This is a genomic window from Streptomyces sp. NPDC002853 (assembly GCF_053591915.1).
The window spans coordinates 36,147-48,811 of the sequence record NZ_JBSFUS010000005.1 but is presented as its reverse complement, the minus strand read 5'-3'; the positions used below and the strand labels follow the sequence as shown (position 1 = coordinate 48,811).

Sequence of the window (12,665 nt, the reverse complement as noted above, 5' to 3'; positions counted from 1 at the left end):
ATGAGCGCCGTTGTGTGGACCGCCGCCGCATCGCTTGCCGCCTGGCTGTGGCTGCTGCTGGGACAGGGCTTCTTCTGGCGCACGGACCTGCGGCTGCCACCGCGCCGCGAACCCGACGTCTGGCCCTCGGTCTGCGTCGTCGTCCCCGCCCGCGACGAGGCCGCCGTGCTGCCCGAGAGCCTGCCCTCGCTGCTCGCCCAGGACTATCCGGGCCAGGCCGAGATCTTCCTTGTCGACGACGGGAGTTCGGACGGCACCGGCACGCTGGCCAGGTCCCTCGCCGACCGGCACGGCGGCCTGCCGCTGACCGTGGGTTCACCGGGAGAGCCGCCGCCGGGCTGGACCGGCAAGCTGTGGGCCGTACGGCACGGCATCGGCCTGGCACGCGCGCGTGCGCCCCGCTATCTGCTGCTCACCGACGCGGACATCGCCCATGAGCCGGACAGTCTGCGGGAGTTGGTCGCGGCGGCGGAGACCGCCGGTCTCGAACTCGTCTCACAGATGGCGCGGCTGCGCGTCGTGACCATGTGGGAGCGGCTCGTCGTCCCGGCGTTCGTCTACTTCTTCGCGCAGCTGTATCCGTTCCGCTGGATCGCCGCGAAGGGCTCGCGCACGGCCGCGGCCGCCGGCGGATGCGTCCTGCTGAGCACGGCCGCCGCCGAGCGCGCGGCGATCCCCGACTCCATCCGGCACGCGGTGATCGACGACGTGACGCTGGCCCGGGCGGTGAAGCGTTCGGGCGGCCGCATCTGGCTGGGGCTCGCCGAGCGCGTCGACAGCGTGCGCCCCTACCCCGGGCTCGGCGACCTCTGGCGGATGGTCTCGCGCAGCGCCTACTCCCAGCTCCGCCACAACCCGCTGATCCTGCTCGGCACCGTCCTGGGGCTCGCCCTGATCTATCTGCTGCCCCCGGTCGCGCTGTTCGGCGGGCTGGCCACGGGCAGCGCGGGCCCGGCCGTGCTCGGCGGCATCGCGTGGCTGGTGATGACGGCGACGTACGTCCCGATGCTGCGCTACTACCGGCAGACTCTCTGGCTCGCTCCCCTGCTGCCGTTCACCGCTTTCCTCTACCTCCTCATGACGGTGGATTCGGCGGTGCAGCACTACAGGGGGCGCGGAGCGGCGTGGAAGGGGCGGACCTACACCCGCCCCGATCCCGCTCCCGAGCAGCGCTGAGTCACTTCCTGCCGGGCGTCCAGTTCATGCCCCAGCCGTACGCGTAGTCGATGGTGCGCTGCGGGCTCACGCCACGCTCCGGCACCAGATAGCGGGCCTCGCGCTGGACGAAGAGGTCGCCGTTGTTGTTCGTGAGCAGCGCGAGCGCGCACACCGTGGAGGGCACCGTGCACTCGTCCAGCGAGAAGTCGATGGACGCGCCGTGCTGCGGTTGCAGGGTCACCGTGGCGTTCAGGTCGGCGAAGCTGCGCGCGCCTTCGTAGATCGTCACGAAGATGACGATGCGCTTGAAGTCCTTGATGTGGTCGAGGTTGACCGTGAGGTTCTCGCCGCTGGCCACGGCTCCGGTGCGGTCGTCGCCGTCGAGCAGCAGATACGGGGGCTGGTCGAGGGAGCCGAAGGCGTTGCCGAGCGCCTGGACGACGCCCTTGCGGCCGTCGCTCAGTTCGTACAGGGCGCACAGGTCCAGGTCGAGGTCCGCGTGCATGGCCACGGCCCGGCCGAGCTTGCTGGCCCAGCCCTTGAACTGCTTGCGCACCTCCCAGTTGAGGTTCACGCGCATCGCCCCGGATGTGCCGCCCTGCTTGGTCAGCGAGACGGACGGCGCCTCCTTGGTGAGCGTGACCTTGGTGAGGCGCACGGGCTGTCCCGCGGGGGCGGGGGCCGCGGCGGGCGGCGGGGCCTGGACGGGGGCCGCGGGAGCCGCCGGGGCCGGAGCCGGGGGAGGCTGGACCGCGGCCGGGGCGGGCGCGGGCGCCTGCTGCGGTTCGTCCACCGAGATGCCGTAGTCGGTGGCCAGGCCCTGGAGTCCGCTGCCGTACCCCTGCCCGACGGCGCGGAACTTCCACGCGCCCTGGCGGCGGTAGAGCTCGCCGAGGACGAACGCCGTCTCCACGGTCGCGTCCTCACTGTCGTAACGCGCGATCTCGGCGCCGTTCGCCGCGTCGACGACCCGGATGAAGAGACCGGGGACCTGGCCGAACGTGCCGCCGTCCGTCGAGGCGGCGAGCACCACGGTCTCCACGGCGGGCTCCACGCGCGCGAGGTCCACCACGAGCGCGTCGGTCACCCGGCCGCCGTCGTTCTTCTTGCCCTCGTGGCGCACCGCGCCGGAGGTGTGGACCGCCTGGTTGTAGAAGACGAAGTCGTCGTCCGAGCGGACCTTCCCGGAAGCGGCGAGCAGCAGGGCCGACGCGTCGGCGTCCGGCACCCCGGCTCCTGAAGCCCACCCCAGTTCGACGCGCACGGCAGGTGCCGGCACGGGAACATTCGATCCTTTAGGCATTGTCATGTCCGCCCCCATCGCAAGTCGCCACGTCCGGCCAGGCCGCCGTCCCGTTCATGACCAACCTATTACCCGGACCCCCGCGAGGCCCATGTCCACCGTCGACACCCTGCCGCACGGCCCGCACGTCAACCGTGCGTCAACCGCCGGTAACCCGTACGGAGCTTGGCTTTTACAGGATCCCTACGCCGCTGCGCGACCGATTTTTCCTAAGTTCGCTCACATTGGGGACGTCCGGTCACTACCGACACGTAAAACAACCCTCTTATCGGTCTCCCCAACCAGCACATCGTGGGCTTAACTTATGTGTCATGACCTCCCCCCGCTCCACCTATGGCGGCGGTTACTACTCCGCGCCGTCCTTCCCGGACACTCCGATCTACGACTCCCTTGTCGCCGAGCGGGGTACTCCTCAGATCGCCCCGATCCGGGTCCCCTCCGCGTACGACACGGGCAGTCACCTGCCCGCACTGCAGTCAGCCCTGCCCGCGCTGCCCGCAGCCCCGTCCCACCACAACCCCTCGTACGGCTACGCGCAGCAGCCCGCACCGCTGCAGCAGGCGCCCGCGCCGTACATCCCGCAGCAGCCGTCGGCGCCGCGCGGATACCCGGGCCCCCAGCAGCACCAACAACAGCGTCCCCCGGCCGGAACGGGCTACGAGGCCATGCGCCCCGCGGCACCCCGCCCCGCCCCGGCGACGTACGAGGACCCGTACAACCGCCCCTACCGCGGCTACTGATTCGACCGCCCGCCTCCCTGTCAGTGGCTGCTGGCAGGATGGCGGCATGCCGAATCCAGCGCTGCACTCGATCCACTTCTACCCGCTCAAGGCGGTCGGGGGACACGCTCCGCGTGAGGCCGTCGTCGAGCCCTGGGGGCTCGCGGGTGACCGACGGTGGGTGCTGGTGGACAGCGGCGGACGCATCATCACGCAACGACCGCATCCGAGGCTGGCGTTGGCCGCCGCCGAGCTCCTGCCCGGCGGCGGCATACGCATGTCCGCGCCCGGCCGGGAGCCCTTGACGGTCGCCGTGCCGCCCCCCGGCGAGACCGTCACGGTGGACATCTGGAAGGACATGGTCGAGGCGGTGCCCGCCGACGCCGCGGCGCACGCCTGGTTCAGCGCCTACCTGGACACGGACGCCCGGCTCGTCCACCTCGACGACCCCGCGACCAAGCGCCCCATCGACCCGGCGTACGCCAAGGACGGCGAGACCGTCTCCTTCGCCGACGGGTATCCGCTGCTCCTGACCACGCTCTCCTCCCTCGACGCCCTGAACTCCCTCATCGCACAGGGCGACCACTCCGACGAGGGGCCGCTCCCCATGAACCGTTTCCGGCCGAACGTGGTCGTGGACGGGACGGCGCCCTGGGCCGAGGACGACTGGTCGCGCGTCGCCATCGGCGAGGTCACCTTCCGGGTGGCCAAGACGTGCGGCCGCTGTGTCGTGACCACCACCGACCAGCGCAGCGCGGAGCGCGGCAAGGAGCCGCTGCGCACCCTGGCCAAGCACCGCCGTTTCGGCGACCAGCTGGTCTTCGGCCAGAATCTGGTGCCGGAGACGACCGGATCGATCCGGGTCGGTGACGCGTTCACCGTCCTCGATTGAGAGTCGTACGCACGGGAACTCGAAGGCCCGGCACGGTCGTTGAGCGTGGATGAGAAGGGTGATGTGCCTCTCTCTTCTCCCCGCAGGCGCGTGGGCCGTGCCGCTCGTGGTTATGACGGACGCGGAAGGGGGTGCAGGACTGTGCGAGCACTCGTCGGGCTGTGGCGCTGGCAGCACAATCCGCTGCGCCGCAAGACCGACCTCGTCGAAGCCTGGGTGGCCCTCGTGGCCGTGCTGCTCATCGCCGTCGCCATGCCGCTGGCCGGCTTCACGGTCGGCAACCTCTCGCGGGACGCCCTGCTCCAGTCGGTGCGGGAACAGCGAGAGGTGCGGCACGCGGTCGCGGGCACGGTGATCAAGAAGGTTTCCAGACCCCCGGTCGACCCCGATCCCGAGACGTCCTCCGCGCGCGACAGGCACAGCCGGGTGCTCGCCGAGTGGACGGCTCCGGACGGCACGGCGCACACCGGCACGGTGGTGGCCGCCCTGGAGTCCCCCGACCCCGGCGACCGCTTCCGGCTCTGGACCGACGCGCACGGCCAGGTGGTCGGCCGACCACTGGACGACGCGACCGCGAGCACGCACGCGGCACTGGCCGGGATCGGCGCCGCCGTGGCGGTCGCCGGACTCGTCGAGGGGGCCCGCCGGATCGTCGTCTGGCGGATGGTGGTGCGGCGTCACGACCGCTGGGACCAGGCATGGGAGAAGGCGGGACCGGACTGGGGACGGACCGGCACCGGCTCATGAACCCCTGATCGAGGCACCGAAACGGACTCCCGGGTCCGGTGAGAGAGCGGCGATGACCAGGTGAGAGCCTGGCGATCGGGTCAACTCGCCCTCGCCGCGCGCGCTACGGTGGACCGGCCGAACTCTTCGGCGCCTTGCGCGAGGTCGTGAGGTCCCGCGTACGACAAGGTGGGGGCAGAGCAACTCCATGGCACAGGGCACGGTCCAGGTGACGCACACCGGTACCTCGCGGTGGCGGCGCCGCACGGGTGAGTACGCATCGCTCGCTGCCGCCTTGGAGGCCGCGAGCGACGGGGACGTCCTCACCATCGCCCCCGGCACGTACCGCGAGAATCTCGTCGTCCAGCGGGCGGTGACGCTGCGCGGCCCCGAGGGCTCCCCCGGCTCCGTCCGCATCGCGCCCTCCGACGGGGTGCCGCTCACCGTCCGGTCCTCCGCCGTGGTGCAGGACCTGCATGTCGAGGGCCAGGACTCGGCCGCGCCCGCGCTGCTCGTCGAGGACGGGGCCCCCGAACTCATCGACGTACGCGTGGTGACACGTTCCGCGAGCGGCATCGAGGTGCGCGGCGGAGCGCGCCCGACCGTGCGGCGCTGCACGGTCGACAACCCGGGCGGCATCGGCATCGCCGTGCTCGACGGCGGGGGCGGCGTCTTCGAGGAGTGCGAGGTCGTCTCGGCCGGGCAGTCGGGCATAGCGGTGCGCGGCGGCGCGCACCCCCGTCTCGAGCGCTGCCGGGTGCATCACGCGTCAGGTGCGGGCCTCTCGGTGACCGGTGAGCACTCGGGGCTCGAGGCGATCGGCTGCGAGGTGTACGAGGTCAAGGGTTCGGGCGTGCAGATCACCGGACGGGCCGCGGCGCATCTGACGGACTGCGACGTGCACCGCACGACGTCGGACGGCGTCACGCTCGACACGGACGCGGTGCTCACGCTCGCCGACTGCCGCATCCACGACATCCCGGAGAACGCGATCGACCTGCGTTCCCGCTCGGTCCTGACCCTGACGCGTTCCACCGTGCGGCAGTTCGGGCGCAACGGCCTCTCGGTGTGGGACCCGGGCACACGCGTGGACGCCAACCAGTGCGAGATCCACGACAGCACCGGCGACTACCCCGCGGTGTGGGTCAGTGACGGCGCGACGGCCGTCCTGGAGTCCTGCCGGGTGCACGACGTGCCCGATGCCCTGTTCGTCCTGGACCGCGGATCGCGCGCCGACGTCGTCGACAGCGATCTCTCCCAGGTGCGCAACACGGCGGTGTCCGTGAGCGACGGCGCGACGGCGCAACTGGACGACTGCCGCATCCGCGACGCCGCCACCGGCGCGTGGTTCCGCGACCACGGCAGCGGCGGCACCCTGGCCAACTGCACGGTCGACGGCGTCCAGACGGGCGTCATCGTCACCAAGGGCGCCGACCCCACCCTTGAGCGCTGCACCGTCACTTCACCCGCGGAGGCGGGTTTCTACGTCTCGGCGGGCGGCCGCGGCAGCCTGCACGGCTGCCGGGTGACCGACAGCGGAGGGTACGGCTTCCACGTCATCGACGGCTGCCGTACGACGCTGAAGAAGTGCCGCACGGAGCGGTGCGCGCGCGGCGGCTTCGAGTTCGCGGAGGACGGGCCGCTCGTCGAGGACTGCACGAGCGACGAGAGCGGCGGGGTGCGGACGGCGGCGACCGCGGCACCGGAGTCCGCCCCGCAGACGGCCACGCAGACCGTGGGGCTGCTCGGCACGGTCCCCGGGCAGCGCGCCACGGACCCGGCGGCCGAGAAGAACACCGCTCCCGAGCCGCCCTCCCGCTCCTCCAAGGACGTGCTCGGCGAACTCGACACCCTGGTCGGCCTGGAGAGCGTCAAGCGCGAGGTGCGCGCCCTCACGGACATGATCGAGGTCGGGCGGCGCAGACAGCTCGCCGGTCTCAAGGCCGCGTCCGTGCGCCGCCATCTGGTGTTCACCGGCTCCCCCGGCACCGGCAAGACGACCGTGGCGCGGCTCTACGGCGAGATCCTCGCCTCGCTCGGCGTCCTGGAGAGCGGACATCTCGTCGAGGTGTCACGGGTCGACCTGGTGGGCGAGCACATCGGGTCGACGGCGATCCGCACCCAGGAGGCGTTCGACCGGGCGCGCGGAGGAGTGCTGTTCATCGACGAGGCGTACGCGCTCTCGCCCGAGGACTCCGGGCGTGACTTCGGCCGGGAGGCGATCGACACCCTGGTGAAGCTGATGGAGGACCACCGCGAGGCCGTGGTGGTGATCGTCGCGGGTTACACGGCCGAGATGAAGCGCTTCCTTTCGGTCAATCCCGGTGTGGCTTCCCGCTTCTCACGGACCATCACCTTCGGTGACTACGCCCCCGAGGAACTGCTGCGGATCGTCGAGCAGCAGGCGGAGGAGCACGAGTACCGCCTCGACTCGGGGACGGGCGAGGCCCTCCTGAAGTACTTCACGGCGCTTCCCAAGGGTCCCGCGTTCGGCAACGGCCGCACCGCGCGCCAGACGTTCGAGGCGATGGTGGAGCGGCACGCGGGCCGGGTCGCCCAGTTCGAGGAGCCGAGCAAGGACGACCTCACCCTGCTGTATCCGGAGGATCTGCCGGAGCTGCCGTGACCGCCTCGGCGGGCACGGGGGGCTCCTCGGTCCGGGGGCGCGGGGCCGGAACGGCGGGCTTGAGCCGGGCGAGCAGCCGTGCGCGCTCCTCGGCGAAGGCGGGGTCGGCCCGGTAGTCGGAGTGGCCCAGGATCGGCGCGGGGAGCGGGTGTTCCTCCGTGCGTCCGTAGACCAGGGGGTCCTTGAGGGCGTCGTGGTCGACCTTCGGTCCGTCGTCGTCGGGCTGTACGCGGACGGGGCCGCCGATCGGGTCAGTGCTGCGGTACAGGTTGCGCCAGCAGTCGACCTCGCGGTGCAGGGAGCCGAGGGCGGCCGGGCCGAAGTGGGCGGGGAACCACCGGCCGTAGAGGCGCTCCAGGGGTGAGCCGTAGGTGAGGAGGGCGACCCTCTTGCGGACGGACGGCCACAGCTGCCAGGCGGCCGCGGCAGCCAGGACACTGCCCTGTGAGTGGCCGGAGATGACGAGTCTGCCGCCGGTGGCGCGCGTCGCGCGGGTCCAGGTGTGCATGCGCCAGGTGAGGTCGGGTACGGCACGCTCGGCGTAGCAGGGCGGGGCGAAGGGGTGGGCGGCGCGCGGCCAGAAGGTTCCGACGTCCCACAGGATGCCGATGGTGCGCCGTGCGGAGGCGTCGCGGTAGGCGCGGCGGCCCCATGTCACGAACAGTATGAATCCGAAGCCGATCAGCCAGGAGCCGAGCGCCTGCGAGGTCTCGGCCGCGCCCTCGAAGAAGAGCGGCAGCCCTTGCGCGGCCTTGCTCGGGACTTCCTCGCTCACCCATGCGCCGACCAGGGCGCCCGCGCCGAGCAGCAGCGTCACCGCCGAGGTGATGCCCACCAGAAGGGGGGCGCGGTCGGTGAGGGCTGCACGCGCGCGGGTGCCCGCGATGCGGCGGCTGCGTGCCGCGTCCTTCGGCTCGCCGGGGTATTCGAGCGGGATGTCCTCCCGGTCGCGGCGTGCCCGCCGCCAGGTGCGGACGCCGAGCCAGCCGCAGAGTGCCGCGACGACCACGAGGAGGGGCGGGATGACCGATGCCTGCCAGGTCAGGAGCACGGGTGGGCCGTCGATGGTGCCGCCGGAGCCCGGCTCCCCCGCGCCGTCGAGCCAGTCGGCGACGCGTTGGGCGCCGCCTCCGGACATCACACCGCCGAGCGCGCAGGCGAGCATGGCGACGGAGGGGCCCGCGAAGCCCCGCAGGGCGGTGCGCGGGTCGGGGGCCGTGCGGTAGAGCATGCGGGCGACCACCGCGAGCGCGATGACCAGGAGCCCCTGGACCAGCGTGATGCCGCCGAAGGTCGCGTTGCCCGGCAGCCTGCCCTCGGAGGTCCACTCGGGGCGTGACCATCCCGCGTACAGAAGCGTCAGGACGAGCAGGGTGAGCGCCCCGAGGGGCAGCCTTCGGATCAGTTTCTCGTCGAGGTGCCGGTCGAGCCTGCTCTCGCTGCGTCCCCTGCGCCAGACCACCAGGGCGACGAAGCCGCCTCCCAGGAGCAGCGTCACGACGAGGAGCCAGCCGAGGGCGTCGAGCAGCACGGGTCCGCCGGGCCGCCGGTCGTGGCGCGCGGCCGCCGCGCCGACCGCGGCGGCCACCGTGAGGAACCCGGCGGCCGTGTGCGCGGCGCGCAGGCGGGCCACGAGGCGGCGTCCGTACCAGAAGCCGGGCTTGCCGAGCGCGGTGCGGCCGGCCTCCTCCTCCGGGTCGTCCTGGTGGGGCAGCGGGGTCTGGGACTCGTACGCGCTCCAGGTGCGCTGGGAGAGGTACCAGAGCAGGCCGGTGAGCGCGGCCGGCAGCAGGGCGGCGAAGGCGAGGCGGCGTCCCGGCTGGCTCCACCAGCCGCCGTGTCCGGAGGCGTCGGCCGCGAGGAAGCCCAGCCAGGAGCGTTCGGCGGCGCACTCGGGTGTGCCCGCGCACTGCCAGGCGATCAGGTCGATGGCGACCTCACATGCGGCGGCGACCAGCAGGACGGTGAGGGTGAGCCCGGTCAGGCGCACCAGGAGGCCGTACGTCCGGACGGTCTTGCGCATGCGCCGTGAGGTGGGGCGCATCCAGTGCGCGAGGTTGACCACCATGAACGGAAGCAGCAGCAGCCATAGGGCCCGCGAGCCGTTTCCGGAGGTCAGATTGCACCAGACGTACGCCTCCGGGACCGGCTTGCCCCGGTAGTCGTCCGGGCGTTTCTCGGCGTCGGCGTCCTCGGTGCGGCGGAACACGGCCGCCGTCTCGTCGCCGGAGATCCGGACGGTCCGCGGATCGCCCAGCATCTCTTCGGGTGTCGTGCCCCCCACCCCGTGGACGAGGAGTTCGAGAGCTGTCTCTTCTCTGTGGTCAGCTGCCACTGTTCGCTTCCCCCGATGTGCGCGTGGTCAGGGGAGAAGGATCTCCACTCCTGACCCCGTCCACACCGGCCATCACGTAATCTCCCCGTTCCGGGTGACCGCGCGGAATCGGGCGGTGGGCCGCCTGTCGGTCGCACATGCGAGGATGAGGCAGCGTGATGGACGGGCGCGACGGGTGTGACGAGGCAGAAGGGCCGGGACGGACGTGAGTGAGAATCAGAACCTCCTCGCGGAGCAGCGCCGCGCCTTGATCCTCGATGAGGTACGCCGCCGGGGCGGGGTCCGTGTCAATGAACTGACCCGCAAGCTGGGTGTGTCGGACATGACGGTCCGCCGCGATCTCGACGCCCTCGCCCGCCAGGGTGTCCTGGAGAAGGTGCACGGCGGTGCCGTTCCGGTGGTGGAGGCGAGCACGCACGAGCCGGGGTTCGAGGCCAAGTCGGGTCTCGAGCTGAACGCCAAGGAGGACATCGCGCGCACCGCGGCCTCCCTGGTGGCGCCGGGCACGGCGATCGCGCTCTCCGGCGGCACGACGACGTACGCGCTGGCCCATCATCTGCTCGACGTGCCGGATCTGACGGTGGTGACGAACTCGGTGCGGGTCGCGGATGTCTTCCACTCCGCGCAGCGCACCTCGGGGCAGCGCCAGGGGGCGGCCACCGTCGTCCTCACGGGCGGTGTGCGCACCCCGTCGGACTCGCTGGTCGGCCCGGTCGCCGACCAGGCGATCGGCGCGCTGCACTTCGATGTGCTGTTTCTTGGCGTGCACGGCATATCGGCGGAGGCCGGTCTGTCCACGCCCAATCTCGCGGAGGCGGAGACCAACCGGCGTCTGGTGCAGTCGGCGCGCCGCGTCATCGTGGTCGCCGATCACACCAAGTGGGGCACGGTGGGCCTCAGTTCGTTCGCCGGCCTGGATCAGGTCGACACGCTGGTGACGGACGCGGGGCTGCCCCCGGAGGCGCGGACGGAGATCTCCGAGCGTCTGCGCCGTCTGGTGATCACGGGCGAGTCCGAGGACCCGGGAGCCGACGAACGGGCCGCAGACGGTGTGGACGCGGGGCGGGCGGAGAACGCCGGGAGCACCGCAGACATCTGACGCCCCGCCAGCTATGGTGTCGGTGCCCGGTCAACGACCCGATTCCACTTGGGGGCTGAGTTCGATGGCACGCCGACTGAGGCCCGTGGGACCGGAGTTCACCCAGTCCGCTCCAGTGCGTCTGGTGTTCGCGCGCGAGGTGAGCGCGCCCCCGAAGACGGTGTACCGCGCGCTCGCCGAGGACATGACCGCCTGGCCGGAGTGGTTCGCCGCTGTCACCCTGTGCCGGCCCATCGACTGCGCGGACGGAGCCAAGGGCCGCGAGGTCCGGCTCAAGGGCGGCACGCGCTTCTGGGAGACGATCGTCGCGGCCGAGGCCTCCGAGCGGTACGCCTACCGCGTCGACGAGACGAACGCCCCGGGCCTGCGGGCCCTGCTCGAGGAGTGGCGGCTCACCCCGGCCGGGACCGGCACCCGCGTGCAGTGGACGTTCGCCGCGGACGGCGTGGCGCCGTTCCGCCTCGCGCTGAAGCTCGGCAGGCCGGGCATGGGCCGCGCCTTCCGCGACGCCGTCACCGCCCTCGACCGGCGCCTTGCCGCGGCCAACGCCTGAGCACCACACGGCGGTTGCGGGCGGCTAGGTCCAGGTTCCGTTCGCCAGGAGCGACTTGATCGCGGCGGAGTAAGGCGTGATGTCCATCCCCTGTTCGGCCAGCCACGCGTCCGAGTAGTACTTGTCCAGGTAGCGGTCGCCCGGGTCGCAGATGAGCGTGACGACGCTGCCCGTGCGGCCCTCGGCCACCATCTCGGCGACGATCTTCAAGGAGCTCCACAGGCCGGTGCCGGTCGATCCGCCCGCCTTGCGGCCGATCGCCTCCTCCAGGGCGCGCACGGCGGCGACACTCGCCGCGTCCGGCACCTTCATCATGCGGTCGATCGCGCCGGGCACGAAGCTCGGCTCCATCCGCGGCCTGCCGATGCCCTCGATGCGGGACCCGCAGTCGCTGGTCGCGTCCGGGTCGTGGTGGGTCCAGCCGTCGAAGAAGCAGGAGTTCTCGGGGTCGGCGACACAGAGCCGGGTGTCGTGCTGCATGTAGTGGACGTAGCGGGCGATGGTCGCCGAAGTGCCGCCCGTGCCCGCCGTGGCGACGATCCACGCGGGTTCCGGATAGCGCTCGAGCCTCATCTGCTGGTAGATCGACTCGGCGATGTTGTTGTTGCCCCGCCAGTCCGTGGCCCGTTCCGCGTAGGTGAACTGGTCCATGTAGTGCCCGCCGGTCTCGACGGCGAGGGCGGCCGACTCGGCGTACATCGTGCGGGGGTCGTCCACGAAGTGACATCGGCCGCCGTGGAATTCGATCAGGCGGCACTTCTCGGCGCTGGTCGTGCGGGGCATCACCGCGATGAAGGGGACCCCGATCAGCTTTGCGAAGTACGCCTCGGAGACGGCCGTCGAGCCGCTGGACGCCTCGATGACCGGCCGTCCCGGCCGGATCCAGCCGTTGCAGAGGCCGTAGAGGAAGAGCGAACGGGCCAGACGGTGCTTGAGGCTGCCGGTCGGGTGGGTCGATTCGTCCTTGAGATACAGGTCGATGCCCCATTGTTCCGGCAGCGGGAAGCGCAGCAGGTGCGTGTCGGCGGAACGGTTGGCGTCGGCCTGCACCTTGCGCACGGCCTCTTTGAGCCAGGCCCGGTACTCCGCGTCGCTGCGGTCCACGTCGAGCGTGGTCATCGGCTCGTCGGCTTGTTCCTGCTGTGTGGTGCTCACCGCGCGGCTCCTTGACGTCAACCTGGCCGCGCTCGGAGCGGGCCGGACACCTCGATCATAGGCACCTTCCGCACGCTTCTCACCTGCATAAACACACCT

The 12,665-nt window shown here is 71.7% G+C and carries 10 protein-coding genes; 7 read left to right on the top strand and 3 right to left on the bottom strand.

Translation table 11 applies throughout. The features are described from left to right. Entirely contained in the window at positions 1-1,176 is a 1,176-nt protein-coding gene (locus tag ACWD02_RS14550; protein ID WP_451209371.1) for a glycosyltransferase, read from the top strand. 1 nt (position 1,177) lies between these two features. Here ACWD02_RS14550 and ACWD02_RS14545 read toward each other — a convergent pair whose 3' ends face one another. Further along, positions 1,178-2,479, bottom strand: coding sequence for a TerD family protein (locus ACWD02_RS14545; protein WP_451209368.1), 1,302 nt, complete (start codon positions 2,477-2,479; stop codon positions 1,178-1,180). Positions 2,480-2,772: 293 nt separating this feature from the next. On the opposite strand from ACWD02_RS14545, the gene ACWD02_RS14540 reads away from it, so the two are divergent. The 4 genes from ACWD02_RS14540 (at position 2,773) to ACWD02_RS14525 (ending at position 7,424) form a co-directional block, all read left to right on the top strand. Further along, the gene (locus ACWD02_RS14540; RefSeq protein ID WP_451209365.1) at positions 2,773-3,201 is read left to right on the top strand and encodes a DUF6643 family protein; all 429 of its coding nucleotides are present in this window, start codon (positions 2,773-2,775) and stop codon (positions 3,199-3,201) included. A gap of 46 nt (positions 3,202-3,247) precedes the next feature. After that, positions 3,248-4,072, top strand: coding sequence for an MOSC domain-containing protein (locus tag ACWD02_RS14535; RefSeq protein ID WP_451209363.1), 825 nt, complete (start codon positions 3,248-3,250; stop codon positions 4,070-4,072). 141 nt (positions 4,073-4,213) lie between these two features. After that, positions 4,214-4,819: an Rv1733c family protein gene (locus ACWD02_RS14530; RefSeq protein ID WP_451209360.1), complete on the top strand. Its 606-nt coding sequence runs from the start codon at positions 4,214-4,216 to the stop codon at positions 4,817-4,819. 187 nt (positions 4,820-5,006) lie between these two features. After that, complete coding sequence (locus tag ACWD02_RS14525; protein ID WP_451209359.1) at positions 5,007-7,424, top strand: right-handed parallel beta-helix repeat-containing protein; 2,418 nt, start codon at positions 5,007-5,009, stop codon at positions 7,422-7,424. Here ACWD02_RS14525 and ACWD02_RS14520 read toward each other — a convergent pair. Next, on the bottom strand, positions 7,384-9,759 hold the full coding sequence (locus ACWD02_RS14520; protein WP_451209357.1) for a hypothetical protein: 2,376 nt from the start codon (positions 9,757-9,759) through the stop codon (positions 7,384-7,386). The two genes, ACWD02_RS14525 and ACWD02_RS14520, sit on opposite strands and share 41 nt — an antisense overlap. Before the next feature lie 205 nt (positions 9,760-9,964). On the opposite strand from ACWD02_RS14520, the gene ACWD02_RS14515 reads away from it, so the two are divergent. Both ACWD02_RS14515 and ACWD02_RS14510 read left to right on the top strand, forming a co-directional pair. Further along, positions 9,965-10,858, top strand: coding sequence for a DeoR/GlpR family DNA-binding transcription regulator (locus tag ACWD02_RS14515; RefSeq protein ID WP_451209354.1), 894 nt, complete (start codon positions 9,965-9,967; stop codon positions 10,856-10,858). Positions 10,859-10,922: 64 nt separating this feature from the next. After that, positions 10,923-11,411 carry an SRPBCC family protein gene (locus ACWD02_RS14510; protein ID WP_451209351.1) on the top strand — a complete coding sequence of 163 codons (489 nt, stop codon included), beginning with the start codon at positions 10,923-10,925 and terminating at the stop codon, positions 11,409-11,411. 24 nt (positions 11,412-11,435) lie between these two features. Here the strand turns inward: ACWD02_RS14510 and ACWD02_RS14505 are convergent, their stop codons facing one another. Then, the gene (locus ACWD02_RS14505; RefSeq protein WP_451210763.1) at positions 11,436-12,530 is read right to left on the bottom strand and encodes a PLP-dependent cysteine synthase family protein; all 1,095 of its coding nucleotides are present in this window, start codon (positions 12,528-12,530) and stop codon (positions 11,436-11,438) included. Positions 12,531-12,665: the final 135 nt, after the last annotated feature.